General features: G+C 73.9%; 23 protein-coding genes. 8 read left to right on the top strand and 15 right to left on the bottom strand.

Features of this window, described 5'->3' with window-relative positions; genetic code table 11:
- Positions 1–118: 118 nt before the first annotated feature.
- The 11 genes from leuA to hrcA all read right to left on the bottom strand — a co-directional run bounded on the left by leuA (position 119) and on the right by hrcA (position 13075).
- Entirely contained in the window at positions 119–1915 is a 1797-nt protein-coding gene (leuA, locus tag I598_RS01240) for a 2-isopropylmalate synthase (protein WP_068200586.1), read from the bottom strand.
- A gap of 447 nt (positions 1916–2362) precedes the next feature.
- A complete protein-coding gene (locus I598_RS01235; protein WP_068200584.1) occupies positions 2363–4222 on the bottom strand; it encodes a DUF7937 domain-containing protein in 1860 nt (619 codons plus the stop codon).
- A gap of 100 nt (positions 4223–4322) precedes the next feature.
- On the bottom strand, positions 4323–5921 hold the full coding sequence (locus tag I598_RS01230) for an alpha/beta hydrolase family protein (RefSeq protein ID WP_068200581.1): 1599 nt from the start codon (positions 5919–5921) through the stop codon (positions 4323–4325).
- A 19-nt stretch (positions 5922–5940) separates the two neighbouring features.
- A complete protein-coding gene (gene era, locus I598_RS01225) occupies positions 5941–6894 on the bottom strand; it encodes a GTPase Era (protein WP_068200578.1) in 954 nt (317 codons plus the stop codon).
- Positions 6891–8198, bottom strand: coding sequence for a hemolysin family protein (locus I598_RS01220; RefSeq protein WP_068200576.1), 1308 nt, complete (start codon positions 8196–8198; stop codon positions 6891–6893). Before I598_RS01220 ends, era begins: the two co-directional genes overlap by 4 nt.
- A gap of 3 nt (positions 8199–8201) precedes the next feature.
- Positions 8202–8654, bottom strand: a complete 453-nt coding sequence (ybeY, locus tag I598_RS01215) for an rRNA maturation RNase YbeY (RefSeq protein WP_068200574.1) — start codon at positions 8652–8654, stop codon at positions 8202–8204.
- Complete coding sequence (locus I598_RS01210; protein ID WP_068200572.1) at positions 8651–9715, bottom strand: PhoH family protein; 1065 nt, start codon at positions 9713–9715, stop codon at positions 8651–8653. Before I598_RS01210 ends, ybeY begins: the two co-directional genes overlap by 4 nt.
- Before the next feature lie 2 nt (positions 9716–9717).
- The gene (locus I598_RS01205) at positions 9718–10071 is read right to left on the bottom strand and encodes an HIT domain-containing protein (RefSeq protein ID WP_068200569.1); all 354 of its coding nucleotides are present in this window, start codon (positions 10069–10071) and stop codon (positions 9718–9720) included.
- Positions 10072–10081: 10 nt separating this feature from the next.
- Positions 10082–10861 (bottom strand): 16S rRNA (uracil(1498)-N(3))-methyltransferase, encoded by a 780-nt coding sequence (locus tag I598_RS01200; protein WP_068200567.1) that lies wholly within the window; start codon positions 10859–10861, stop codon positions 10082–10084.
- Between the two features lies 1 nt (position 10862).
- Positions 10863–11987, bottom strand: coding sequence for a molecular chaperone DnaJ (gene dnaJ, locus I598_RS01195; protein ID WP_068200565.1), 1125 nt, complete (start codon positions 11985–11987; stop codon positions 10863–10865).
- Positions 11988–12034: 47 nt separating this feature from the next.
- Positions 12035–13075, bottom strand: a complete 1041-nt coding sequence (gene hrcA / locus I598_RS01190; protein WP_068200564.1) for a heat-inducible transcriptional repressor HrcA — start codon at positions 13073–13075, stop codon at positions 12035–12037.
- A gap of 246 nt (positions 13076–13321) precedes the next feature.
- On the opposite strand from hrcA, the gene I598_RS01185 reads away from it, so the two are divergent.
- The 3 genes from I598_RS01185 (at position 13322) to I598_RS01175 (ending at position 17368) form a co-directional block, all read left to right on the top strand.
- Complete coding sequence (locus tag I598_RS01185) at positions 13322–13516, top strand: hypothetical protein (protein ID WP_068200563.1); 195 nt, start codon at positions 13322–13324, stop codon at positions 13514–13516.
- An 86-nt stretch (positions 13517–13602) separates the two neighbouring features.
- Complete coding sequence (locus tag I598_RS01180; RefSeq protein WP_157557124.1) at positions 13603–16485, top strand: helix-turn-helix transcriptional regulator; 2883 nt, start codon at positions 13603–13605, stop codon at positions 16483–16485.
- 10 nt (positions 16486–16495) lie between these two features.
- Positions 16496–17368, top strand: coding sequence for a DUF3097 domain-containing protein (locus tag I598_RS01175; protein ID WP_068204704.1), 873 nt, complete (start codon positions 16496–16498; stop codon positions 17366–17368).
- 6 nt (positions 17369–17374) lie between these two features.
- Here the strand turns inward: I598_RS01175 and I598_RS17320 are convergent, their stop codons facing one another.
- A complete protein-coding gene (locus tag I598_RS17320; RefSeq protein ID WP_083972749.1) occupies positions 17375–17929 on the bottom strand; it encodes a DUF4282 domain-containing protein in 555 nt (184 codons plus the stop codon).
- 119 nt (positions 17930–18048) lie between these two features.
- On the opposite strand from I598_RS17320, the gene I598_RS01165 reads away from it, so the two are divergent.
- Positions 18049–18474, top strand: coding sequence for a DUF4870 domain-containing protein (locus I598_RS01165; RefSeq protein WP_068200559.1), 426 nt, complete (start codon positions 18049–18051; stop codon positions 18472–18474).
- 28 nt (positions 18475–18502) lie between these two features.
- The gene (locus I598_RS01160) at positions 18503–19063 is read left to right on the top strand and encodes a DUF4870 domain-containing protein (protein ID WP_068200556.1); all 561 of its coding nucleotides are present in this window, start codon (positions 18503–18505) and stop codon (positions 19061–19063) included.
- 48 nt (positions 19064–19111) lie between these two features.
- Here the strand turns inward: I598_RS01160 and hemW are convergent, their stop codons facing one another.
- Positions 19112–20392, bottom strand: a complete 1281-nt coding sequence (gene hemW / locus I598_RS01155; RefSeq protein WP_068200554.1) for a radical SAM family heme chaperone HemW — start codon at positions 20390–20392, stop codon at positions 19112–19114.
- A gap of 1 nt (position 20393) precedes the next feature.
- Entirely contained in the window at positions 20394–22295 is a 1902-nt protein-coding gene (gene lepA, locus I598_RS01150) for a translation elongation factor 4 (RefSeq protein ID WP_068200552.1), read from the bottom strand.
- Positions 22296–22443: 148 nt separating this feature from the next.
- Here lepA and I598_RS01145 point away from each other — a divergent pair, with 148 nt between their 5' ends.
- Complete coding sequence (locus I598_RS01145) at positions 22444–23226, top strand: maleylpyruvate isomerase N-terminal domain-containing protein (protein WP_083973482.1); 783 nt, start codon at positions 22444–22446, stop codon at positions 23224–23226.
- Positions 23227–23350: 124 nt separating this feature from the next.
- Positions 23351–23902 (top strand): enoyl-CoA hydratase-related protein, encoded by a 552-nt coding sequence (locus I598_RS01140; protein ID WP_068200550.1) that lies wholly within the window; start codon positions 23351–23353, stop codon positions 23900–23902.
- 913 nt (positions 23903–24815) lie between these two features.
- On the opposite strand, the gene I598_RS01130 is transcribed toward I598_RS01140, so the two are convergent.
- Positions 24816–25304 (bottom strand): hypothetical protein, encoded by a 489-nt coding sequence (locus I598_RS01130; RefSeq protein ID WP_068200546.1) that lies wholly within the window; start codon positions 25302–25304, stop codon positions 24816–24818.
- Positions 25305–25526: 222 nt separating this feature from the next.
- Here I598_RS01130 and I598_RS01125 point away from each other — a divergent pair, with 222 nt between their 5' ends.
- Entirely contained in the window at positions 25527–26045 is a 519-nt protein-coding gene (locus tag I598_RS01125; RefSeq protein ID WP_157557122.1) for a hypothetical protein, read from the top strand.
- The last annotated feature ends 4 nt before the right edge of the window (positions 26046–26049 follow it).

The raw sequence follows: 26049 nt of genomic DNA, 5'->3' as shown, positions 1-26049 counted from the left end.
CGTCGTCGTCGAGCATGCCCTGAGGGCGGCCGAGCATGCGACGAGCGCCCGTCCGGTCTCGCTGACGGGCGCTCCTCGCATGCTCGGCCGCAGGGGCCGGGTGTCAGGTGGCCGGTGGTCAGGCGCGCTCGGCGCGGTTCACCGCGGACACGATCGCCTTGAGCGACGCCGTGGTGATCGACGGGTCGACGCCGACGCCCCACAGGACGTCGTCGCCCACCGCGCACTCCACGTACGCGGCGGCGGTCGCGTCGCCGCCCGCGCTCATCGCGTGCTCCGTGTAGTCCAGCACCTTGACGTCGACGCCGACGGTCGCGATCGCCGCGACGAACGCCGCCAGCGGGCCGTTGCCCGAGCCGGCGAGCGTCTGCCGCTCGCCCTGGTCGACGACGTCGACCTCCAGCGTCGTCGCGCCGTCCTCGACCGCGCGGGTGCGGATCTCGCGCAGCTTGAGCCGGCCCCACGCCTCCAGGCCGTCGGTGCCGCCGCCGTCCTCGACCGGCAGGTACTCGTCGGTGAACATCCGCCAGATGTCCCCGCCGGTGACCTCGCTGCCCTCGGCGTCGGTGTACCGCTGCACGACGCCGGAGAACTCGATCTGCAGCCGGCGCGGCAGGTCCAGGCTGTGCTCCGTCTTGAGCAGGTAGGCCACCCCACCCTTGCCGGACTGGCTGTTGACGCGGATCACGGCCTCGTACGACCGGCCCAGGTCCTTCGGGTCGATCGGCAGGTACGGCACGCCCCAGGTGAGGTCGTCGACGGGCTTGCCGTCGGCCGCCGCCCGGGAGGCCATGTGCTCGAAGCCCTTCTTGATGGCGTCCTGGTGGGAGCCGGAGAACGCCGTGAACACCAGGTCGCCGGCGTACGGGTGCCGCTCGTGCACCGGGATCTGGTTGCAGTACTCCACCGTGCGCCGGATCGCGTCGATGCCGCCGCCGGCCGTGAAGTCGATCTGCGGGTCGATGCCCTGACCGAACAGGTTCATGCCGAGCGTCACCAGGTCCACGTTGCCGGTGCGCTCGCCGTTGCCGAACAGGCAGCCCTCGATGCGGTCCGCGCCCGCCTGGTAGCCCAGCTCCGCGGCGGCCACGGCGGTGCCGCGGTCGTTGTGGGGGTGCAGGGACAGCACGACGTGCTCGCGGTACCTGAGGTTCCGGCTCATCCACTCGATCGAGTCGGCGTACACGTTCGGCGTCGCCATCTCCACCGTGGCCGGCAGGTTGACGATGACGGGACGCTCCGCCGTCGGCTCCAGGACGTCGAGGACCTCGTTGCAGATGCGGGCCGCGAACTCCAGCTCGGTGCCCGTGTACGACTCCGGCGAGTACTCGTAGTACACCGTCGTCCCCGGGACCGTCTCCTCGAGCTTGCGGCACAGCCGCGCGCCCTGCAGGGCGATGTCGACGATCCCGTCCATGTCGGACCGGAACACGACCTCCCGCTGGAGGACCGACGTCGAGTTGTAGATGTGCACGATCGCCTGCTTGGCGCCCCGGATGGCGTCGTAGGTGCGCTCGATGAGGTGGTCGCGGCACTGCGTCAGCACCTGGATGACGACGTCGTCCGGGATGCGGCCGGAGTCGATGAGCATGCGGACGAAGTCGAAGTCCGTCTGCGACGCCGACGGGAAGCCGACCTCGATCTCCTTGTAGCCCATCTGCACGAGCAGCTCGAACATCCGCAGCTTGCGCTCGGCGTCCATCGGCTCGATGAGGGCCTGGTTGCCGTCGCGCAGGTCGACCGCGCACCAGCGGGGCGCCTTCTCGATGCGGCGGTCGGGCCACGTGCGGTCCGGCAGGTCGACCTTGATCTGCTCGTGGAACGGCACGTAGCGGTGGTAGGGCATCCCGGAGGGCCGCTGCGGGTTGTGGGCGGCGATACCGGTGGTGGCGTGGGTGTCGTGGGAGCTCTGCATCAGGGGGTTCCTTCGAGGGAGGTCGGCGAGGGCCGGCACACCAGATCCACCGCGGCGAGGGAACCGGCCTCGATCAGGCCCCGCCGCGGCACGGAAGGAGGAGGCTCACCACGCGCTGCACCCTCACACCGTACACCGTCGGTGAGCCGGGTCACCGTGCCGTCCGGGGCCCGCGCTGACTCGCGCGCGACAGCGCTGACTCGCGAGTCAGCGCTGTCGGGCGCGAGTCAGCACTGTCGGGCGCGAGTCAGCACTCCCCGGCGCGAGTCAGCGCTGTCGGGCGCGAGTCAGCGCTGTCGGGCGCGAGTCAGCGCTGTCGGGCGCGAGTCAGCGCTGTCGGGCGCGAGTCAGCGCTGTCGGGCGCGAGTCAGCACTCCCCGGCGCGAGTCAGCGCTGTCGGGCGCGAGTCAGCGCTGTCGGGCGCGAGTCAGCGCTGTCCGGCGCGAGTCAGCGGCGCGAGCGCAGGGCCGCGTCGACGGCGGGGTCGCCCAGCGCGCCGAGCCAGTCGAGCAGCGCCGGGTAGGTCGACGGGTTCGCCGCGACGTGCGGGCGCAGGTGCGGGGCCTCCTGGACGATGGCGGCCAGGTCCTCCAACGGGGTGGCGGGGTCCAGGGCGTGCCCGGCGGTCCAGCGGGCGCCGGGCTCGTCGACGACGGGCGCCAGCACCTGGGTGGCGTCGGGCCGGGCCACGGGCTGCGTGCCGCGCACGGGGGCCATGCCCTGCACCTGCGTCCGGGCGGCCTCGTCCGTCACGGGAGAGAGCTGCTGCGTGGCGTCGGTGCCCGCCGCCCACGTCCCCCGCCAGCGGGACGGCTGCGCCGCCGCGGAGGCGTGCTCCGCCTCCGGCTGCTGCGCCTGCTCCTGCTGGACCGGGGCCTGCTGGACCGGAGCCTGGCGGCCCGGCGCGGACACTTCCTGGACGGGCACGGAGGTGGCCGACGCACGGTGCTCACGGCCGGACACGTCGTGATCGTCGCCGTACCCGCCGGACGTCGTCCGGTCGGGCGAGGTGGCCGACGGCTCGACGACGGCGGTGGCGCCGGTCGCGGCGGACTGCCACGCGGCGGGCTCGCCCGGCACCGGCTCACCCTGCACCGGGTAGCCCTGCGGGGCGGAGGTCGCCGACGCGGCGGACCCGGCGGCGACGAGCTCGCGCACGGCCCGCGGGACGAGCAGCGCCGCCAGCACCAGGGCGGGCAGCCCGAGGGCCAGCAGCAGCTCCTCGACGCGGGACGCCGTCCCGACCCCGGCGCGCGCGACGATGATGACGACTCCGAGCACCACCACGACGCACGCGGCACCCACGGCCGTGGCGTGACCCGCCCGCGGGTCGCGCAGCAGCGCCCGCCGCGCGAGGAACGCGACCAGCGCGACGAGGACGCCGACGACGAGACGCAGCACGAGCTGGACGAGGTTGCCGGCCGACGCCCCGCCGACGAGCTGGACGAGGGCGACCAGCCCCACGAACCCGGCGGAGACGATCATGATCTCGAGCGCCTGCACGGCGACCCGCACCCAGCGGGCGGCCGTCTCGGACTGCGGCTCGCCGTCGTGCCGGCGCGCTCGTTCGAGCATCTCGGGCAGCGCGGCGGCCGCGATCACGGGCAGGAGGAACAGCCCGAACCGGTTGCCGTGCACGGACTCGAGCCAGCGGTGCTCCAGGGCGCCGCCGAGCACGGCGAGCTCGAGGGCGACCACCAGGCCGAGGCCCACGAGCACGGTCCCGGAGGCGTCGTCGCCGCGCACGAAGCGACGCACCGTCAGCCACAGCACACCGAGCACGAAGGCGGCTCCGAGCACCGAGCCCAGGGTGGAGGTCCAGGGCGCGCCGTCGACGAGGCCCAGCACGGGGGTGAGCACGGCTCCCACGGCGACGACCCCGGCGACGACCACGACGGGACGCGTCCCAGGGAACGCGGCCGCGAGCGTGACACCGGCGAGGCCGAGCGCCAGGCCCGGACCGACGGCACCGGCGCCCGGTTCGCTGCGGACGACGTCGAGGACGAGGTACAGCACGGTGACGAGCGCGTACGGGGCGAGCCCCCAGCGCCGGGTGGACGGCTCGGCGAGGCGGAGCCAGCCGCCGGTGAGCACCCCCGCCCGGCGCGCGTAGGGCGCGGCCACGACGACGAGGGCGAGCAGGGTGGCCAGGACGACCCACAGCAGGTCGCTGCCGCGGCGCAGCACGTCCCACGGCAGCGGGAGCGCCACGAGCAGGGCGACGGCCGCGACGACGTCGCGCACGACCTCGCTCGCGGGCACCCCGTCGAAGGGTGAGCGTCGCTCGGCGGCAGCAACCTCGGACATGTGCGGTGACTCCTCGGTGTCGACGACCGTGGCCGGGACCGACCGGGAACGTTTCTACCCGATGACGGACGCGACGTCAGGTCACCGCTCCGAGGAGCGCTCAGATGCCGAGCTGGAACACGCCCCAGTACGCGAGGGTGACCAGCAGGGACGCCGATCCGAGCCCGACGGCCCACACACCGACGTGAGCGACGCCACCGCGGGCCACGGCCGAGTCGCGGCCTGCGCGCCGTTCGGCGCGCACGCGCGCGGCCCGCAGGAGCAGCACGGAACCCGCCACGACGGCGACGAGCCCGAGCACCCGGACGGTGACCCAGCCTCCCTGCACGACGAGCGCGTTCTTCTCGTAGTCGAGGGCGAGGCGGGCCACGAGCATGAGGTACACGGCGAGCACGACGGTCGTGGCGACGGACGCCAGGCCGAGCACGCCGAGCGGTGCGGCGATCCCGGGGGCGGCCGGCGCCGGCGCCGGGCGGTCCCGCCGCCGACCGAGGGCGCGCCACCCCGAGACCGCGCCGAGCAGCGTGAGCCCACCGAGGACGAGCGCCGCGCCGCCGACCACCGCCACCACGACGACGTCACCGTTGCCCCACCATCCGGGCCGGGGCACCGGGGCGGCGAGGTAGAGCTGGTCCGGGGTGGCCCCCGCGACCGTGGGCTCGGCGGTGCCCGTCGCGGGCAGCCCCTGGACCCAGGCGGCCAGGTCCCGCGGGAAGTCGGGGTGCAGGGGCGACGGGTGCTCGGGGTCGTTGCCGGGATGGTCGGCGGGGGCGAGCCGGATGCCGTGGTTCGCACCGCCGTAGTAGCGGACGGTCACGGGGGCAGGCTCGGGGCTGACGGCGGTGTCGGACAGCACGATCCGGGCGCCCTGCTCGACGGGCATGGACGGGTCGGCGGTGCCGTAGACGACGAGCACGGGGGCGCTCTGCCGCTCGAGCCAGGGCCGCACGTCGAAGTCGGCGTAGCCGAACCCTCCGCCGGGGAACTGCATGCCGACCGCCCGCGGGATCGCCCGGAAGAGCTGGTCGGGGACCTGGGTGTTGCGCAGGTAGCTGTCGACGGCGTACGCGGCCTGCTCCCGCGGCGGCACGATCGGCGCCGAGACGAGCACGGTGAAGGCGATCGCGGGGTCGTCCACCTGCATGACGGGCGCGATCCACGTGCCCTCGGACTCGCCGTACACCCCGACCCGTCCCGGGTCGACGCCCTCGACGGTGCGCAGCAGGTCGACCGACCGCTGGTAGTCGAGCGCCATGTGCTCGTAGTCCCGCTCGCGGGTGGAGTACGTGTCCAGCCGCTTGTCGGGGACGAGCGTCACGACCCCGGCGCTCGCGAGCAGGTCGGCGGTGTCGACGAACGCCTCCGCCGAGCTGCCGGTCCCGGCGCCGTGGACGAACACCACGCCGGGACGGTCGGCCAGCACGTCGCCGTCGGAGTCGAGGGGACGGCGCAGCACCCCGTCGACGGTGGCCCCGTCGAGGGCGATCGTGACCCGGGTGGTGCGCACCGCGTGGTCCCCCACGGCGCCGACGTCGGGCACGGCCCGCCCGTCGGCGCTGACCTGGACGGTCGTGTCGGCGGTCGCGGGCACGAGGTGGTCGCTCACGGGGCGGGGATCCCACTGGGGCCCGGCCACGGAGCCCACCACGGCGAGGCCGACCAGCAGGGCGACGCTGGTGGCGAAGGTCCGGAGCACCACTCGTCGGATGCTACTCCGGTCAGAACCCCAGGCGCTGGAGCTGCTTGGGGTCGCGCTGCCAGTCCTTGGCGACCTTGACGTGCAGGTCGAGGTAGATGCGCGTGCCGAGCAGCTTCTCTATGCCCTCGCGGGCGACCGAGCCGACCTCGCGCAGCCGGGCGCCGCCCTTGCCGATGATGATGCCCTTCTGGCTCTCGCGTTCCACGAACAGGTGCACGCGGACGTCGAGCAGCGGCGGACGGCCCTTGTCCGGGTCGCCCGTACCCTCCCGCTCGACGATCTCGTCGACGACGACGGCCAGGGAGTGCGGGAGCTCGTCACGGACGCCCTCGAGGGCGGCCTCGCGCACGAGCTCGGCGATCATCGTCTCCTCGGGCTCGTCGGTGAGCTCCCCGTCGGGGTACATGTCGGGCCCCTCGGGCAGGTGCGCCACCAGGACGTCCGTCAGCTCGGCGACCTGGAAGCCACCCTTGGCGGAGACCGGGACGATGGCGGACCAGTCGCGGTCCATCGACTGCGCGAGCTGGTCGACGGCGATGAGGTGCTCGGCCAGCGTGCCCCGGTCCACGAGGTCGGACTTCGTCACGACGGCGACCACGGGCACCGCCCGGCGACCCTCCATGAGGGGTGCCAGCTGGGTGGCGATGTACTTGTCGCCGGGGCCGATCTTCTGGTCGGCGGGCAGGCAGAACGCGACGACGTCGACCTCGCTGAGGGTGTCCGCGACGAGCGCGTTGAGGCGCTCGCCCAGGAGGGTGCGCGGGCGGTGCAGGCCCGGGGTGTCCACCAGGACGAGCTGGGCGTCCTCGCGGTGCACGATGCCGCGGATCGTGTGCCGGGTGGTCTGCGGGCGGGCGGACATGATGGCCACCTTGTCCCCGACCAGCGCGTTGGTCAGGGTGGACTTGCCGACGTTCGGCCGGCCCACCAGGCAGGCGAAACCGGACCGGTGCGGGGTGTCGTCGTGGGTCATGCGTCGTCCTTCTGGTCGTGCGGCACGAGGTCCTCGTCCGCTCCTGAGCGTACGGTGCGGTGGACGAGCAGGCTCGCGAGCTGCTTGCGCCGGCCCTCGACGTGCTCCGCCTCCAGCCGCAGGGGCCCGACGTCGGCCGTCGAGCCGGCGAGCGGCACCTTGCCGAGCGCCTTGGCGAGCAGTCCGCCCGCGGTGTCCACGTCGTCGTCGTCGAGCCGCAGGTCGAACAGCTCGCCGAGCTCGTCGACGGGGAGGCGGGCGGGCACCCGCCACACGCCGTCGCCGAGGTCCTCGGGCTCCGGCTCGGGCGCGACGTCGTGCTCGTCGGTGAGCTCGCCGACGAGCTCCTCGATGATGTCCTCGACCGTCACCAGGCCCGCGACGCCGCCGTACTCGTCGACGACGACGGCGATGTGGGACCGGCGCGTCTGCATCTCGCGGAGCAGGTCGTCGGCGGGCTTCGACTCGGGCACGAACATGGCCTCGCGGGTGATCTCCGCGACGGGCAGGTCGGCGGCCGACGGGTCGTGGTCGAGCCGCCGGGCGACGTCCTTGAGGTAGGCGACGCCGACGAGGTCGTCGACGGTGCGGCCCACGACCGGCACCCGGGAGAACCCGGAGCGCAGGAACAGCCGCATCGCCTTGTGCAGGGGCGTGGTGGCGGACGTCGAGACCATGTCGGTGCGGGGCACCATGACCTCGCGGGCGAGCGTGCCGCCCAGCTCGAGGGCGGAGCGCAGCAGCTCGCGCTCGGTGGCCTCGATGGCCTCGTTCTCCCGGACCCGGTCGGCCATGTCGCGCAGCTCGTCACCCTCGGGCGCGCCGGAGTCGGCGAGGTTGCGGCGCGGCACCCAGGCGACGGCCCGGTGCACGGCGGTCAGCGGGCCGGCGAGCGCGACGAGCGCGCGGGTCGGCCGGTGGTACGCCCAGGTGCGCGGGCTCAGCCGGACCAGCAGGACGCCCGCGACGAGGCCGACCACGGCGACGGCGAGCAGCGTCTCCCACCAGCCGCCGAACCAGTGCGCGAGCAGCAGCGCGACGGCCGCCACGGCGAGGGTCTCGGCCAGGACGCGCACGAGCGCGAACGACCCGGCTGCGCGCGGGTCCGCGGCCAGCGCCTGCGCCTGCCGGATCCGCCGCCGGCGGGCGTCGGGCACGGGGGTGCCGTCGGGGCCGTCCTCGAGGGCGACGGCGAGGGACATGCGGGTCACGCGGGTCACCGCGGCCTCGCCGGCGCTCAGCAGGGCGGAGACGACGAGCGCGACCACCAGCAGCGCCCACAGCGCTGCGTCAGGAGCCTGCACGGGTCACCGCCCGGCCAGGAAGGTGAGCAGCAGGCGCCGCTGGAGGGCGAACATCTCGCGCTCCTCGTCGGGGTCGGCGTGGTCGTAGCCGAGCAGGTGCAGGATGCCGTGCGTCGTGAGCAGCAGGAGCTCCTCGGCGGTGGAGTGCCCGGCGGCCTGGGCCTGGGTGACCGCCACCTCGGGGCAGAGCACGATGTCGCCGAGCGTGCCGGGCGGGGTCCGGTCGCCCTCGCGGCCGGGGCGCAGCTCGTCCATGGGGAACGACATGACGTCCGTGGGACCGGGCTCGTCCATCCACCGCACGTGCAGGTCCGTCATCGTCGCGGTGTCGACGAACACGATCGACAGCTCGCTGGCGGGGTGGACGTGCAGCGCGTCGAGCGCGTGGCGGGCGAGGGCGGAGAACTCGGCCTCGTCGACCTCGTACCCCGACTCGTTGTTGACCTCGACGCTCACCGGTGTCCTCCACGGTCGTGCCGGGTCCCCCGGCGTCGGTCGTCGGCCGGCTGGGCGGAGTCCCAGCGGGCGTACGCGTCCACGATGTCGCTGACCAGCCGGTGGCGCACGACGTCGGTGCTGGTCAGGCGGCAGAACTCGACGTCGTCGACACCGGTGAGGATGTCCTCGACGACCTGGAGGCCGGAGGCGGTGCCGCCGGGCAGGTCGACCTGGGTGGCGTCGCCGGTGATGACCATGGTCGAGCCGAAGCCGAGCCGGGTGAGGAACATCTTCATCTGCTCGGCGGAGGTGTTCTGCGCCTCGTCGAGGATGATGAAGGACGAGTTGAGGGTGCGGCCGCGCATGTACGCCAGCGGGGCGACCTCGATCGTGCCGGACTCGATGAGCCGCGGGATGGCGTCGGGGTCGAGCATGTCGTGCAGCGCGTCGTACAGGGGCCGCAGGTAGGGGTCGATCTTGTCGGACAGCGAGCCGGGCAGGAAGCCCAGCTTCTCCCCCGCCTCGACCGCCGGACGCGTGAGCACGATGCGGTTGACGCGCTTGGCCTGGAGCGCCTGCACGGCCTTCGCCATCGCGAGGTAGGTCTTGCCCGTGCCGGCGGGGCCGATGCCGAACGTGATGGTGTTCGCGTCGATGGCCTCGACGTAGTGCTTCTGCCCGACCGTCTTGGGCCGGATGGTGCGCCCGCGGCTCGACAGGATGTGGTGGGTCAGCACCTCGGCGGGGCGCTGGGCGGTCGCGGCGGTGAGCATCGCGACGGAACGGGACACCACCTCGGGCGTCAGCGCCGTGCCGGACTCGACGACCTGGACGAGCTCGTCGAGGAGCTGCGAGACGACGGCCACGTCGCCGGCCGGGCCGCGCACGGCGATCTCGTTGCCGCGGGCGTGGACGTCCACCCCGGGGAACCCGTCCTCGACCGCGCGCAGCACGGCGTCACGGCTGCCCAGCAGCGCCACCATGGGGACGTGCGTCGGGACGACGACGCGATGCTCGGCCTGGTGCTCCGTGGGGCGCAGGCCCAGCGGCCGGTCGGAGGCGGCGGGGTACGACGACATGCTCAGGCAGGGCTCCATCCCAGCTGGGTGCCGGCCAGGACGTGGCCGTGCACGTGGAAGACGCTCTGGCCCGCGCGGGGGCCGGAGTTGAAGATGAACCGGTACTGGCCGTCCGCGAGGTCGTGCGCGACCGTGTCGGCGACCTCGACCACCTCGGCCAGCAGGGCAGGGTCGGCAGCGGCGAGCACGGAGACGTCGCCGTGGTGCTCGCGCGGCACCACGAGGACGTGCACGGGCGCCTGCGGGTCGATGTCCCGGAACGCGACGACGCGGTCGGTGGTCGCCACCACGTCGGCGGGCAGGTCGCCCGCGACGATCCGGCAGAACAGGCAGTCGGAGTTGCCGTTGTCGCTCATGCGCTCCACGCTACCGCCACCGGCCGAGCCGGTCGCACAGGATCGCCGCGGCCACGGGCCCGGCGCTGGAGGTGCGCAGCACGTGCGGCCCGAGCCGGGCGGCCACCGCCCCGGCCGCGACGAGCGCTTCGAGCTCGGTGGCGGAGATCCCGCCCTCGGGCCCCACCACCACGAGCAGCTCGGGTGCGGGGGCGCCGGGCGCCGCGGGGGCGGGCAGCACCACGTCGGCGAGCGGCGTCGTGGCCTCCTCGTGCAGGACGACGACGGCGCCACCCGCGGCGACGACGTCGGCGGTGCGCGCGGCGAGGCGGGTCGTCGTGAGGTGCTCGGCGACGGGCGGCAGCCAGGCGCGTCGGGACTGCTTGACGGCGGCGCGCACGAGCGCGTCCCACCGCGACCGCGCCTTCTCGGCCCGCGGCCCCCGCCAGACGACGACCGATCGGTCCGCCTGCCACGGCACGACGGCGTCGATCCCGACCTCGACGGCGGCCTCGACCGCCTGGTGGTCGCGGTCGCCCTTGGCGAGCGCCTGGACGAGGGTCAGCACGACGTCGGGCGCGGGCTCGACGACGACCTCGGCGACCTGCAGCCGCAGCTCGCCCGGCCCGGTCGCGGCGACGATCCCGCACAGGCGGGTGCCGGCCCCGTCGACGACGTCGACCCGTTCGCCCGGCTCGCGCCGCTGGACGACGCTCGCGTGCCGACCCTCGGGGCCACCGAGGGTGTAGACGTCGCCGACGACGACACCGGAGGTGGTGCCGTCGTCGGCGAGGAACACCGGTGCGCTCACGTCAGCGGCCGCTGAACTTGTCCCGCAGCCGGGAGAACACGCCCGGGTGGGCGGCGGCGAGCCGCGGCTCGGGCCGCTCCTCGCCGCGCAGGCGGGCGAGGTTGCGCAGCACCTCGACCTGCTCGTCGTCGAGGGCCGTCGGGACCTGGACCTCGACGTGCACGTTGAGGTCGCCGCGGCCGTTGCCGTGCAGGTGCCCGACGCCGAGCCCCTTGAGCGTGACGACCTGGCCGGGCTGGGTGCCGGGCCGCAGGTCGATCTCCTGGGCGCCGTCGAGGGTGTCGAGCTCGAGCACGGTGCCGAGCGCGGCGGCCGTCATCGGCACGGGCAGCGTGCAGTGCAGGTCGTCGCCGCGCCGGACGAACACCTCGTGCGGCTTCTCGCGGATCTCGACGTACAGGTCGCCGGCGGGGCCGCCGCCGGGACCGACCTCGCCCTGCGAGGTCAGCTTGATCCGGGTGCCCGTGTCGACGCCCGCGGGGACGTTGACCGTCAGGGTGCGGCGCGAGCGCACGCGCCCGTCGCCGGAGCACTCGGCGCACGGCTCGGGGATGATCGTGCCGAAGCCCTTGCAGACGTCGCAGGGCGCCGTCGTCATGACCTGGCCGAGGAACGACCGCGCGACCCGCTGGACGTTGCCGCGGCCGTGGCAGGCCACGCAGGTCTGCAGGTCGGTGCCGGGCCGGCAGCCCTTGCCGCCGCAGGTGCCGCACACGACGGCGGTGTCGACCTGGAGCTCGCGCTTGGCGCCGAACGTCGCCTCGACCAGGTCGATGTCCAGGCGGACGAGGGCGTCCTGGCCGCGGCGGGCGCGCGGCACCGGCCCGGCCGCCTGGCCGCCGCCGCCGAAGAACGTCTCGAAGATGTCCTGGAAGCCGAAGCCCTGGCCGAAGCCGCCGCCCGCGCCGCCGCCGGGCGCCGTCGGGTCGACGCCCATGTCGTACTGCTCGCGCTTCTCGCGGTGGGACAGGACCTCGTAGGCCCGGGCGACGTCCTTGAACTTCTCCTCGCCCTCGGCACCCGCGACGTCCGGGTGCAGCTCGCGGGCGAGCCGGCGGTAGGCCTTCTTGATCTGCTCGGGCGTGGCGTCGCGCTCGACGCCGAGGATCTCGTAGTAGTCGGTCACAGGTCTCTCTTCGGTGACGTGCGAGGTGTGGTCAGGGGACGCCGGGGTCAGCCCGGCAGGACGCGGGAGAGATAGCGGGCCACGGCCCGCACCGAGGCCATCGTGGCGGGGTAGTCCATCCGGGTCGGGCCGATGGAGCCGAGCGTGGCGATGGTGTCGCCCTCGCTGCCGTACCCGGTGGCGACGACGCTGGCCTCGGCCAGCCCGTCGAGGCGGTTCTCGTGCCCGATGCGGACCTCGACGCCGTCGCCGGTCATCTCGGTGAGCAGGCCCAGCAGCACCACCTGCTCCTCCAGGGCCTCCAGCACGGGCCGCAGCCCGAGCTCGAAGGTCGTCCCGGAGCGGGCGAGGTTCGCGGTGCCGGCGAGCACGACGCGCTCCTCGGTCTCGGTGTCGAGGGTGTCGACGACGAGGTCGGCGACGGCGCGCGCGACCCCGCCGAGCTCCGGCCCGGTGGCCCGCACGAGCGCGTCGAACGCGGCCGGCAGGTCGGCGAGCCGCTTGCCCGCGGCCGCCGCGTTGAACCGCGCCCGCAGCTCGCCCAGCCCGGCCTCGTCGAGACCCGGGCCGACCTCCGCCCCGTCGGGGCCGACGGGCAGCTCGCAGAACCGCTGCTCGACGCGCCCCGTGTCGGTGATGACGACGACGAGGATGCGGCCCACGGCGACCGGCACGAGCTCCAGGTGGCGCAGACCCGAGCGCCGCAGCGACGGGTACTGCACGACCGCGACCTGGCCGGTGAGCTGGGCGATGAGCCGCCCGGCCCGGGACAGCACGTCGTCGAGGTCGACCGCCTCGGACAGGAAGGTCTCGATGGCGCGCTTCTGCGGCACGTTGAGGGGCCGCACCTCGGCGAGCCGGTCGACGAACAACCGGTAGCCGGCGTCCGTGGGGACCCGGCCGGCGGACGTGTGGGGCTGGGCGATGTAGCCCGCCTCCTCCAGCGCCGCCATGTCGTTGCGGATGGTGGCGGGCGAGACGCCGAGCCGGTGCCGCTCGGTGAGCATGCGCGAGCCCACGGGCTCCCGCGTCGTGACGTAGTCCTCGACGATGGCGCGCAGCACCTCGAGCCTGCGTTCCTCGCTCACCGGACGTCCCTCCCGTCGTCGCACCCCGTGCCGTCTTAGCACTCTCCGTTGCTGAGTGCCATCCTACGCGTCCCGAGCACGGCCGCGGAGGACGCCCCGGCGACCTGAGGTACCTCAGGCGCCACCGAGGCCCGGACCCGCGCCGCAGAACCGGTGACCTGCCCGATCCGGTCGCCTACCTCACGGCGCGAACCTGGATCTCGACGGACCGACCGGCCCGCCGCCGCACCGGCCGAGGAGCCTGACATGGACCACTGGGAGCACCTGACCGACCACCGCCTGCGCGAGGCCGAGCTGGTCGCCCGCGCCGAGCAGGTGCGCCGCGCCCGCGAGCGCCTCGCCGCCGACCGCCCGGCCGTGCCGGTGCTCGCGGGCGCGCGGGCCCGGTGGTCCCGTCTGCTCGACGCGCTGCGTCCCGGCGCGACGCACCGCACCGCGTGACCGTCACCGACGCACCGGGCCGCGTGGCGGCCGACGACGCCCGTCCCGGTGGGTCCGGGGCGGGCGCCGCCTGGCACGATGTCCGCATGGCACCGGACCCTGCACCGCTCGTCGGCCGTGACGCCGAGCTCGCCACGCTGCGCCGTGTGGTGGACGACGCCCGCGGCGGCGCCGGCGGCACGGTCGTCGTGTCCGGCGAGGCCGGGATCGGCAAGACGCGGCTCGTCGCGGAGGTCCTCGCGAGCCTCGACGGCGACGTCCTGGTCGCCCGTGGGCAGTGCGCCGACTCCGGTTCCGGTCCCGTCCCCTACGCCGGCCTGGAGGGCGTCGTGCGGGACCTCGTCGACGCCCTCGGCGCCGACGACGTCCTGGCGGCCGCGGGCCCGGCGGCGGACGCCCTCGGCGCGATCGTGCCGGGGCTCGTCGCCCAGCGGCCGGGCGTCGCGAGCGGTCGCGGCCCGGAGGTGCTGGCCGACCTGCTGTCCACGGTGGCCTCCGGGCGGCCGGTCGTCGTCGTGCTGGAGGACCTGCACTGGTCGGACGACGCGACCCGCTCGACCCTGGTCCGGCTGGCGCGCGCGGCCCGCACCTCGGCGCTGGCCGTCGTCGCGACGTTCCGCAGCGACGACGTCGGACGGCGGCACCCGCTGCGCACGACGCTCGCGGAGCTCGACCGGGCCCGGCTCGCCGCCCGGCTGGAGGTCGGCCCGCTGGGCGCGGACGAGGTCGCGGCGCTGGCCCGGGCCGTCGACCCGCGGGGCGGTGCGGACGGGGTCGCCCTGGCCGAGCTCGTCGAGCGCTCCGGCGGGGTCCCGTTCTACGTGGAGGAGCTCGCCTGCTGCCTCGGCGACGACCTGCCGCTGTCCTTGCGCGACGTCCTGCTGGTGCGCTACTCCCAGCTGTCGCCCGAGGCGCAGGCGCTGTGCCGCACCGTCGCCGCGGCAGGTCAGCGCGCGTCGCTGGACCTGCTCGCCGCCGTGCTCGGCGAGGACGCGCTCGCCACCGCGGAGCCCGCCGTGCGGGAGGCCGTGGACGCCGTCGTGCTCGTCGCCGAGGCCGACGGCTACCGGTTCCGGCACGCCCTGCTGCAGGAGGCGGTCGCCGAGGAGCTGCTGCCGTCCGAGCGGCGGCGGCTGCACACCGCGTACGCCGAGGCGCTGGCGGGGCTGCCCGCGACCGTGCCCCGGCTCGCCGAGATCGCCGACCACTGGTGGCACGCCCACCTGCCCGACCGCGCGCTGGCGGCCGCCGTGGCCGCCCAGGCGGCCGCGGGGCACGACGCCGCGTCGTCGACGGCGGTCGCGCTCGGCGAGCGCGCCCTCGAGATGTGGGACCTCGTGCCCGATGCCGAGCGGCTCACCGGGACGACCCACCACGACCTCCTCCTCGCGGTGGCCGAGGCGCAGCACTCCGCGAGCCTGCTGGACCGCGCCCTCGCCCTGACGCGCCAGGCCCTCGCCGAGTGGCCCGCCGACGACCCCGCCGGGCGGGCCAGCACCCTCGGGCAGGTGGCCGTGCACACGCTGCGCACCGGCGACGACGCGGGCCGCGCCCTGCTCGACGAGGCCCTCGCGACCGCACCGCCGGACGACCTCGGCACGCTGGGGCCCCTGCTGCGGCTCAAGGCCCGCACCGCGATGCTCGACGGCGACCACGCCGTCGCGGTCGACGCCGCCGACCGCGGGCTGGACGCCGCCCGGGGTACCGGCGACCGCGCGCTGGAGGCGGTGCTGCTCAACACCCGCGGGGTGGCCCGTGTCGACGCCGGAGACCTCGCCGGCGTCGACGACCTCGCCGCGTCGCGGCGGCTGGCGGGCGACGACTGGGACGCGATCAGCCGCTTCCACACCAACATGTCCGACCAGCACGTCAAGCTCGGCGAGTTCGAACGGGCACGGGCCCTCGCATCCGCGGGGGCGGACCTCGCGCGGGCCCGCGGCGCGGGCTGGGGCAGCCTCGCGATGCTCGAGGGCAACGTGGCCGAGGCCCTCATCGGGCTCGGTCGCTGGGACGAGGCAGCCGCCTGGTACGAACGGTCCGTGCCGCTCGTGGCTCCCAGCCAGTTCGCCGTCTACCTCACCGAGCGGTGGACGTGGCTCACGCTGTGGCGCGGCGACGGCGAGCGGGCCCAGTCGATGGGCCGCCGGTACCGGGCGCAGTGGCTGCGGCACGACCGCATCGAGATGCAGGTCCGGGCGCGGGTGCGCGCGACCCTGGCCGAGCTGGCCCTCGAGCGGGGCGACGTCGACGAGGCCCTGGACCTGGTCTCCCCCGCGCTCGACCCCGGCCGGTTGACCGGCGCCTACGCCCTGACGGTGCTGGTGGTCGCCGCGCGCGCGGTGGCGCAGGCCCGCGCCCAAGGCAGGCCGGTCGACGACGCCCCGTACCGGGCGGCGCTCGCGGCCGTGTCGTGGCCCACCCGCGGCGTCTGGGCGACGGTGTTCGCCGCCGAGCTGGGTGACGCGCCGTGGTCGGCGGTCGCGGCGCTCGACGTGGTGGACGGTGCGCCGGCCCACCTGCGCCCGTACGCCCTGCTGCGGGACGGTGAGGCGCACCTCGACGCCGACGACAGGTCGGCCGCGCGGGGGCTGCTGACCGCCGCCGTCGAGGCGGGCGAGGAGATCGGGGCCGGGCTCGTGACGACCCGGGCGACCGCCCTGCTCGACGACGCCGGGCTCCTCGCCCGGCGGGCCCGGCCGAGCGCCGCACCGGCCGAGGGCCTGGCGAGCCTCACCGAACGGGAGGTCCAGGTGCTCGACCTCGTCGCGCAGGGCCTGACGAACGGCCAGGTGGCCGAGCGCCTCTTCATCTCCCGCAAGACGGCGTCGGTGCACGTCTCGGCGATCCTGCGCAAGCTCGGCGTGACCAGCCGCACCGAGGCCGCCGTCCTCGCCCGCACGACGGGGTCCGCCGGGTCGCCGTCGTCGGAGGGTGTGTCGGTCGCGCACGGGCCGCCGTCCGCTCCGTAGGCTCGCGGCCGTGCACGACCGCTACGGCTCCGACGTCCTGTCCTCCGCGCCCGGCCCTGGCCCGTCCGGGTCGGCGCACCACCGGGCGCGCCCCACCTCGCAGCCGCGTGCTGCGGAGCAGGGCCTCGTCGTCGAGGAGGTGCAGACCGGCTGGGTGGGCGCCGTCGTCCGGGTCGAGAAGTCCGGGGGCGTGCACCTGGTGGTGCTGGAGGACCGGCGCGGCCGTACCCGCTCGTTCCCGCTCGGCCCCGGGTTCTGGGTCGAGGGGAAGCCGGTCGAGCTCACCGCCCCCGTGACGTCCCGAGCGCCCGCCGCACCGACGCGCACCGCCTCCGGGTCGGTGGCCGTGCACGGCGCCCGCGCCCGCGTGGCCCGCGGCTCGCGCATCTGGGTGGAGGGCAAGCACGACGCTGAGCTCGTCGAGAAGGTGTGGGGCGACGACCTGCGCGTCGAGGGGGTCGTCGTGGAGATGCTCGACGGCGTCGACCACCTGGCCGAGGCCCTCGCCGAGTTCGCGCCGACGCCCGACCGCCGCGTCGGCGTGCTCGTCGACCACCTGGTGCCCGGGTCGAAGGAGCGACGGATCGCCGACGACGCCCTGCGCACCGTCGCGTCCGGCACCGTGCTGGTGCTCGGGCACCCCTACGTCGACGTGTGGCAGGCGGTGAAGCCCGCCCGGGTGGGCCTGACGGCGTGGCCGACGATCGAGCGCGGCACCGAGTGGAAGCGCGGCATCCTGCGCGAGCTCGGCTGGCCCGCGGCCTCCACCCAGGACGTCGGCCGGGCCTGGCAGCGGATCCTGGGGACGGTGCGCGACTACCGCGACCTCGACCCGGCCCTGCTGGGCCGGGTCGAGGAGCTCATCGACTTCGTGACGGCCTGAGGCGCGTCAGACCATCCCGTCACGCTGCGCGTAGCGGTTGACCTTCTCCGAGACCGAGACGATCGCCTGGTAGAACTCCAGGGTGATGCGCACGAGCGCCAGGTAGACCAGCGCCAGGATCCAGCCGAACAGCAGGAACAGGATCCCGGACCAGACGCTGTAGTTGAACGCGGCGACCAGCGCGATCAGCCAGCCGAGCGCGATGAGGACCGTCGCGATGATGTAGACGATCTTGACGACCTTCGGCGTCACGTAGGTCATGAACGAGTAGTCGAAGAGCGCGCCGAAGAAGCCCTTGGTGTCGTTGCGCGCCACGTCGGCGGCCGAGCTCGCCGCGGCGGCGTAGATCGGCTGGTCGCCGACCGGCCGCTCGCCCACCGGCTGCTGGTAGGTCTCGTACGACGGCTGCTGCTGGTGCGGCTCGCCGGGCTGCTGGTAGACGCCGCTCGGCTCCCGGTACGGCTGCGCGGGAGGCTCGGAGGGCGCCGGCTGTCGCGGCGGCTGCCCCTGACCGGACGGGTCGGTCGGCTCCGGCGGCGGGGTCGGCGTGTTCTGGCTCATCGTTCCTCCTGGTCGTGGGCCTGCGTCACCACTCTCGGACGGCGCGCCGAGGTCCGCCACCGGAGCCCGGCCTGCGGGCCGACATTCCGGACAACCTCCTGCTCTGTCAGGATGAGGACATGACGCAGAGCTCCCCGGCCCCGGCGCCCGCGCCCCGGCCGCTGTCCCGCTCCGACGAGCGCATGTGGGCGATCTTCGCCCACGTCGGCCCGCTGATCGTCGCCGCCCTCAGCGTCGGGCTGCTCGGCGTGCTCGCACCCCTGGTGATCTGGATCGCGCTGCGCGACCGCAGCGCCTACGTGGCCGACCAGGCGAAGGAGGCGCTGAACTTCCAGATCGGCGTCCTCGTCGCGTCCGCCGTGGGCCTGGTGCTGCGCAACGTCCTCGGCGACATCCCGCTGATCGGCTGGCTCTTCGCCGCCGTCGGCTCGGTGCTGCTGGCCGTCGTGTGGATCGCCGCGCTCGTCCTGGCGATCCTCGCGGCCGTCGCCGTCAACCGGCACGAGCTCTACCGCTACCCGTTCACCCTGCGGCTGGTCCACTGACCGCCGTCCGCCCGACGAAGGAGCAGCCATGTCCCAGCAGACTCCCGGCACCCCGGAGCCCGAGGACCCGCGGCCGGCCGGCGAGCAGCCGGACCCGTACGCCCAGCCGGCCCCCGGCGCCCAGCCGGACCCGTACACCCAGCCGGCCCCCGGCGCCCAGCCGGACCCGTACGCGCAGCCCGGCCCGCAGGGCTACGGCCAGCCGCAGCCGCCGTACGGCCAGCAGCCCGGCGGCCAGCCCCCGTACGGCTACGGCCCCGCGACGGTGAGCCCGTCCGAGGAGCGCACGTGGGCGATCTTCGCGCACCTCGGCGGGGTGTTCCTCAGCTTCCTGGTGCCGCTGATCATCTGGCTCGTGTACCGCGAGCGCAGCCGCTACCTCGACGACCAGGGCAAGGAGGCGCTGAACTTCCAGATCACCCTGGCGATCGGCTACGTCGTCAGCTTCGTCCTGATGTTCGTCGTGATCGGGTTCTTCACGTTCTTCGCCGTCTGGGTGTGCTCGATCGTGTTCGCCATCCTGGCGGCCGTCGCGTGCTCGCGGCAGGAGTGGTACCGCTACCCGCTGACGATCCGCTTCATCCGCTGACCGCACCCACGGCCCGGGCCCGGTGCCCCCACCACGGGGGCGCCGGGCTCAGGCCGTCAGGTCGCGGACGACGGCGTCGGCGAGCAGGCGTCCGCGGCGCGTGAGCACGGCCCGGCCGTGGATCGCCGCGGCGCCGTCGAGCAGGCCGCGCGCGACCTGACCGGCCACCGCACGCCGGCCGGCGGCGTCCAGGACGTCCAGGTCGAGGCCCTCGGCGAGGCGCACCCCGAGCATCACGCGCTCGAGGTGCGCCTCGCTCGTCGTCAGCAGCTCGCGCCCCGCACCCGGTGACCGGTCGTCCTCCAGCAGCGCGGCGTAGCGCCGCGGGTGCTTGACGTTCCACCAGCGCACCCCGGCCACGGCGGCCTCGCCGTCCTGCGACCCGCCGTCGGCGGCGCCGACGTAGGAGTGGGCGCCCGGCCCGATGCCCCACCAGTCGTCGCCGCGCCAGTAGGCGAGGTTGTGGCGGCACGCGTGCTCGGGCCCGCGCGCCCAGTTCGAGACCTCGTACCAGCCGAGCCCGGCGGCGGTGAGCAGGTCGTCGGCGAGCTCGTACTTGGCGGCCTGGTCGTCCTCGTCGGGCAGGGCGACCTGCCCGCGGCGCACCTGGGCGAACATCTTCGTGCCCGGCTCGACGACGAGCGCGTACGCCGAGACATGGTCCACGCCCGTGGCGAGCGCCGTCTCGACCGAGGCGCGCCAGTCGTCCAGCGACTCCCCCGGCGTGCCGTAGATGAGGTCGAGGGAGACGTCGAGGCCGGCCTCGCGCGCCCAGCGCACGACGTCGGGGATGCGCGCCGGGTCGTGGGTGCGCTCCAGGGTGGCCAGCACGTGCGGCACCGCCGACTGCATGCCGAACGACACCCGCGTGAACCCGGCCTCGGCGAGCACGGCCAGCGACTCCGGCGTCACCGAGTCGGGGTTGGCCTCCGTGGTGACCTCGGCGCCGGGGGCGAGCCCCCACGCGTCGCGCACCCCGACCAGGATCCGTGCGAGGTCGGCGGCGGGCAGCATCGTCGGGGTGCCGCCGCCGAAGAACACCGTCGACACGGGGCGGTCGCCCAGCCCGGCGTCCGCGAGGACCCGCTGCGCGAGACCGACCTCGCGCAGCGCCGTGGAGGCGTACTCCACCTGCGACGCCCCGCCGCCGAGCTCGGACGCGGTGTACGTGTTGAAGTCGCAGTAGCCGCAGCGCACCGTGCAGAACGGGACGTGCACGTACACGCCGAACCCGCTGCTGCGCGCGCGGTTCAACGGCCGGGGGCCGGCGACGGACGGGGGCAGCGAGCCGTCGGCGGGGACGGCCTCGCCCTCGGGCAGTGCGGGCACGCTACTTCTTCTTGTCCTTGTCCTTGCCGGCGCCACCGGACTCGTCGGAGGACAGCGCGCTGATGAACGCCTCCTTCGGCACCTCGACCGACCCGATGTTCTTCATGCGCTTCTTGCCCTCCTTCTGCTTCTCGAGCAGCTTGCGCTTGCGGGAGATGTCGCCGCCGTAGCACTTGGCCAGGACGTCCTTGCGCATCGCGCGCACCGTCTCGCGGGCGATCACGCGGGCGCCGACGGCGGCCTGGATCGGCACCTCGAACTGCTGGCGCGGGATGAGCTCCTTGAGCTTGGCCGTCATCCGCACGCCGTAGTCGTACGCGGCGTCCTTGTGCACGATGGCGCTGAACGCGTCCACCTGGTCGCCCTGCAGCAGGATGTCGACCTTGACGAGGTTGGCCGACTGGTCACCCTGGGGCTCGTAGTCGAGCGAGGCGTACCCGCGCGTGCGGGACTTGAGCTGGTCGAAGAAGTCGAACACGATCTCCGCGAGCGGCAGCGTGTACCGCAGCTCGACCCGGTCCTCCGACAGGTAGTCCATGCCGTGCATCGTGCCGCGGCGGTCCGTGCACAGACCCATCACGGTGCCCACGAACTCGCTGGGGGTGAGGATCGTGGCCTTGACGACCGGCTCGCGGACCTCCTTGATCTTGCCGCCCGGGAACTCGGACGGGTTCGTCACCTTGACGTCCGTGCCGTCCTCCAGCGTCACGTCGTAGACGACGTTCGGCGCGGTGGAGATGAGGTCGAGGTCGAACTCACGCTCCAGGCGCTCGCGCACGATCTCCAGGTGCAGCAGCCCGAGGAAGCCGACGCGGAACCCGAACCCGAGCGCCACCGACGTCTCCGGCTCGTAGTTGAGCGCCGCGTCGTTGAGCTTGAGCTTGTCGAGCGCGTCCCGCAGCACCGGGTAGTCCGACCCGTCGATCGGGTACAGGCCCGAGAACACCATCGGGCGCGGGTCGTCGTAGCCGCCGAGCGCCTGGGTCGCGGGCTTGTGGGCCGACGTCACGGTGTCGCCGACCTTCGACTGGCGCACGTCCTTCACGCCCGTGATGAGGTAGCCCACCTCGCCGACGCCCAGGCCGTTCGTCTTGTGCGGCTCCGGGGAGATCACGCCGATCTCCAGGAGCTCGTGGGTCGCCTTCGTCGACATCATCTGGATCCGCTCGCGCGGGCTCAGGTTGCCGTCGACGGCGCGCACGTACGTCACGACGCCGCGGTAGGTGTCGTAGACGGAGTCGAAGATCATCGCGCGGGCCGGCGCGTCCGGGTCACCGACGGGCGCCGGGACGTCACGCACGATGCGGTCGATGAGCACCTCGACGCCCTCGCCCGTCTTGCCGGAGACGCGCAGCACGTCGGCGGGGTCGCCACCGACGAGGTTCGCCAGCTCCTCGGCGTACTTCTCCGGCTGCGCCGCCGGGAGGTCGATCTTGTTGAGGACCGGGATGATCTCCAGGTCGCCCTCCATCGCCAGGTACAGGTTCGCGAGGGTCTGGGCCTCGATGCCCTGCGCAGCGTCGACCAGCAGCACGGCGCCCTCGCACGCGGCGAGCGAGCGGGAGACCTCGTAGGTGAAGTCGACGTGGCCCGGGGTGTCGATCATGTTGAGCGCGTACGGCGTCAGGCTGCCGTCACCCGCCGCGTCGTCCTGGACCGCCCACGGCATGCGGACGGCCTGCGACTTGATCGTGATGCCGCGCTCGCGCTCGATGTCCATGCGGTCGAGGTACTGCGCGCGGGCGTCCCGGGCCTGCACCACACCGGTGAGCTGGAGCATGCGGTCGGCCAGCGTGGACTTGCCGTGGTCGATGTGCGCGATGATGCAGAAGTTGCGGATCAGCTCGGGTGCCGTGGCGTTCGGCTGGATGCGCGCGCTGAGCGCGGGTCCGGGGATGGGCAACGCGTCTCGCTCCGTCGTGGTGGGGATGGCGGGTGGGCCCGGCCATTCTCCCATGCCGCCAGGGCGCCCCTCCCCGGTGGCAGGACCTCGACGGTCGGTGGCCGACGACGCCCTGCCGCTCCGGGAGCACCGTGGCTACGTTGGGGCCATGACCACCGCCCCCGCCGTCGACCCGGCGACCGGCCTGCGCACCGACGGCGGCCCGGACCTCGACCACCTCGCCCTGCTGGCGGCCCTCCAGGAAGCGTTCGCGGCGGGGACGCGGACCGCGGACCCCGCTGCCCGGGTCCCGGCGTGCGGGCGCTGGCGGGTCCGGAACCTCGTCGAGCACCTCGGGCGCATCCATCACTGGGCCGCCGGTCAGGCCCGCCGCGAGCGGGAGACGCCGCTCGGCCGCGGCCCGTTCGACCTCGTGCCGTTCTACACCGCGCAGGCCGCCGAGCTGCACGGGACGCTGGTGGCCCTCGGGCCCGACGCCGACGCCTGGACGCTGACCGGGCGCGGGCCCGCGACGTTCTGGTGGCGACGGCAGCTCCACGAGACGCTGGTGCACCTGCACGACCTGCGCGCCGCCGGCCACGGCTCCGGGGTGGCCGTCGGCGCCCAGGACCCCGTGGGCGTCGACGCCGAGGTCTGGGCCGACGGCGTCGACGAGGTCGTCACGATGTTCCAGCCCCGCCAGGTGCGGCTCGACCGCATGGCGCCGCTGGACCGCACCGTCGCGCTGCACGCGACCGACGTCGGGCGGGTCTGGATGCTCGGGGCCCACGACGACACGGAGCCGGGCGTGCCCGCCACGACCGTGCACGCCCCCGCCCGCGAGCTGGACCTGCTCCTGTGGCGGCGGCTGAGCCCCGAGGAGGCCGGCGCCACCGTCACGGGCGACCCGGACGCGCTGGACGCGGCGCTCGCCGAGCCGATCGTCCCCTGAGCCCTCCTTCCGCGGCGTCCGCACCCGGTGGCGGCGCTCTCGACACCGAGCTCTCGACACCGTGGATGCGTCCTGCTTCACTGGGCGGCGCCGCCACGCCGAGCCATGCCGAGGGAGTCACACCGTGCCCGCACTCTGCCGCGTCGACCGCGACGGCGCCGTCGCGACCGTCGTCCTGGACCGCCCCGAGCACCGCAACGCCCTCGACCTGGCGCACAAGGAGGCGCTCCTGGACGCCCTGGAGGACGTGGCGCGCGACCCGGAGGTCCGCGCCGTCGTGCTGACCGGGTCCGGGCCGGCGTTCTGCGTCGGGCAGGACCTGCGGGAGCACGCCGCCGGGCTGGCCGACGGCACGTGGGACCGGCAGCGGACCGTGGAGCGGCACTACAACGCGATCGTGCGCACCCTGACGACGATGCCTCAGCCGGTGGTCGACCACGGCGGGGGCATCGTGACCCGCGATGCGCACGTGCTGTCCGGCACCTTCCAGGTCAGCGTCGGCGACACCGTCACCGGCGGACAGCAGATCGCCTCAGTCGGTGGCGACCGCAGCATCGACCCGGCCGACGCAGGCACCTCGACCGGCTGCCACCTCCACTTCGAGGTCCAGCGCGACGGTCAGGCAATCGACCCCGGACCCTTCTTCACCGAACGTGGCATCACCCTGGGCTCCTGAGCGCGAGGCGCTCGCGGACGGCGGCCAGTGGGTTTCCCGGCCATGATGGATCGCATGACGTTGCCAGACAGCGGTGTGCGCTGGGTCTTGAGTGGGGCGTGGCTGCACATCACCGGCGAGCAGGGCCCGACAGCCTGCGGGCAGGAGGTGACGCAGGCTGTGCGGCATCGGACCACGTCCGCGATCCGCAAGCTTGGTGCCGGTGTTAGGTGGCGGATCTGCGTCGGCTGCCAAGCGGCCGAACCTGATGTCGCCGACGGCGTCATGGCTGTGGTGGCGCAGAGGACCCAGCAGCGAGGCCTGATCGCCGCGGACACGGCCGACCGCGACACCCAGCGAGCCCCGAACCGCTCGGTCCGTACCGTCCGCGGAGGGCTGCCCACTCTGGGTCGCGATGGCCGACGCTGACCCGCCGCGTCGAGATCTCGCTCGGGCCCGTCAGTCGGTGCGCGCTGAAGCGAGCCTGCACATGCGGCAGCGGCGTCGGCCATCGGCCATCGGCGAAGACATATGTGTTCGCCGCGGTGTACTCGTGACCGTGTGGGCAGTGCGTCTTCGCTCGCTGGTGCTCGGCGCCGTCGCGAACCTCGAGGCTGTCTTGGCGTCGCCAGCGCTTCATGTGCATCCGGCACAAGCCGAGTCGTCCGCCGCCGATCCTGGAGCAGCCCGGGGCGGCGCAGCTCACCGGTGCCGCCGCCGTGCGGACAGTGAAGCGGTCGACTATCTGGGCTGCCACGGATGCCTCGACGAGCCAACGCCCATCCACGGGCTTCAGGCCTGACCGCCGGAGCCAAGCGCGATCTGATGCTTCTCCTGCCGGGAGGAGCCGCGCGATCTCTGCGGGCGTCGTCGTCGGCCGGTCAATGGTGCACACGCTAGTTGCGTGGTCGCTGGCCTCCTGGAGCGCGAGAGGCTACCTGCGCGTGAGCCTGCCGTCGGTGTGGAAGCCAGCGGCGCACTGGTTGCTTGGATTGTCGGTCGTGTTCCAGACGTAGGAGATTCGGACGGACTTCGCGGCTCGCTCATCGCGCTTGAACGTGAAAGTGATGTCGTCGCTTGATTCAGTTGTCCCTCCACCCAAGCATTCGTCGGTGACCTTGCCGCGGGAGGTCAGCACCCACCGGTCGCCGTCCTGCGCCCAGGTGAACTCACTGCTGTCGAGCTCCCAGTCACTGCGTTCGTACAGGTCGGAGTACTTGACCTCACAGCTGCCCTCGGGCACCGGCACGCAGGACGCTGGGACTTCGACGCGGACCTCGAAGGTCTGTCCGAGTCTGGTGGCGGTGTCCTCGTTCGACCAGTCCTCGGTGGCGGTGTCCTCGTTCGACCAGTCCTCGGTGACGGTGACCTTGCCTGTGTAGGTGCCCTCAACGGTGAAGGGCTCCGGCTCCGGTGAAGGCATGGGTGTCGAAGGTGGTGAAGGTGTGGGGTCCGACACGAGGGCGCTGTCGCACTCTGAATCGCGCTGGGGTTCGTTCCTATGCGTTCCCTTGGCCAGCGAGTGCTGGCCAAGGGAACGCATAGGAACGAACCCCAGCGCGATTCACCCTCCCCTTGAGTTAGGTGGCTGGTCCTGCGCGTGCTGTACTTCTGCCGACCTGGTCCGGCCAGAAGGGGAAAGATCATGAGACGAAAGGCTGTGCTCGCCGCACTCGTGTTGGTCGCGTCGACGGGCTGCTCCGACGTCGGAGAGGCGCAGGATCCAGCGTCCACGACGGACCACGTGTCGGTGTCTGCGGCGCCGCCTTCTAGCTCCATGCCGACGACGGCGTCCCCTGAGCCGGAGCAGCCCTCTGAGCCCGCATCCCCGGCGGGCTCTGAGCCCGCTGGCGAGGACACAGAGTCGACCCGGCCCCTGGACGACGACAACGTGTGGGTGGAGGCGACGCCGGGCACAGAGCAGGAGGCTGCCTTCCTCGAGGAAATCCCCGAAGGGGATGATCTTCCCGAGGGGTACGACGCCTTCATCGTCGGCTCGGCGCTGGACGGTGACTGCGCTGCCCTGCTGGGGGAGCTGGCGGGTAACAGCGAGGGGGCCGACGCGGGTGACGTGGTCTCCGTAGCGATGACCGAGTACGTGATCGAGGTGCTGACTGCAGCCGACGAGAACGGGATGTGCGACTCGGTCGCGTCTACTGAGTAGTCGG

This window comes from Isoptericola dokdonensis DS-3 (genome assembly GCF_001636295.1).
Lineage (GTDB): Bacteria > Actinomycetota > Actinomycetes > Actinomycetales > Cellulomonadaceae > Isoptericola > Isoptericola dokdonensis.
The sequence above is the reverse complement of the archived record's forward strand: the minus strand, read 5'-3'. Positions and strand labels throughout refer to the sequence as shown.

Excerpts from the sequence above, each read along its gene's own strand:
- I598_RS01160 (WP_068200556.1), top strand. The coding sequence starts at position 18,503 with ATGTCCCAGCAGACTCCCGGCACCCCGGAGCCCGAGGACCCGCGGCCG.
- I598_RS01235 (WP_068200584.1), bottom strand. The coding sequence starts at position 4,222 with ATGTCCGAGGTTGCTGCCGCCGAGCGACGCTCACCCTTCGACGGGGTG.
- I598_RS01125 (WP_157557122.1), top strand. The coding sequence starts at position 25,527 with ATGAGACGAAAGGCTGTGCTCGCCGCACTCGTGTTGGTCGCGTCGACG.
- I598_RS01205 (WP_068200569.1), bottom strand. The coding sequence starts at position 10,071 with ATGAGCGACAACGGCAACTCCGACTGCCTGTTCTGCCGGATCGTCGCG.
- era (WP_068200578.1), bottom strand. The coding sequence starts at position 6,894 with ATGACCCACGACGACACCCCGCACCGGTCCGGTTTCGCCTGCCTGGTG.
- leuA (WP_068200586.1), bottom strand. The coding sequence starts at position 1,915 with ATGCAGAGCTCCCACGACACCCACGCCACCACCGGTATCGCCGCCCAC.
- I598_RS01180 (WP_157557124.1), top strand. The coding sequence starts at position 13,603 with ATGGCACCGGACCCTGCACCGCTCGTCGGCCGTGACGCCGAGCTCGCC.
- I598_RS17320 (WP_083972749.1), bottom strand. The coding sequence starts at position 17,929 with ATGAGCCAGAACACGCCGACCCCGCCGCCGGAGCCGACCGACCCGTCC.
- I598_RS01185 (WP_068200563.1), top strand. The coding sequence starts at position 13,322 with ATGGACCACTGGGAGCACCTGACCGACCACCGCCTGCGCGAGGCCGAG.
- I598_RS01130 (WP_068200546.1), bottom strand. The coding sequence starts at position 25,304 with ATGCCTTCACCGGAGCCGGAGCCCTTCACCGTTGAGGGCACCTACACA.
- I598_RS01210 (WP_068200572.1), bottom strand. The coding sequence starts at position 9,715 with ATGTCGTCGTACCCCGCCGCCTCCGACCGGCCGCTGGGCCTGCGCCCC.
- I598_RS01145 (WP_083973482.1), top strand. The coding sequence starts at position 22,444 with ATGACCACCGCCCCCGCCGTCGACCCGGCGACCGGCCTGCGCACCGAC.
- I598_RS01165 (WP_068200559.1), top strand. The coding sequence starts at position 18,049 with ATGACGCAGAGCTCCCCGGCCCCGGCGCCCGCGCCCCGGCCGCTGTCC.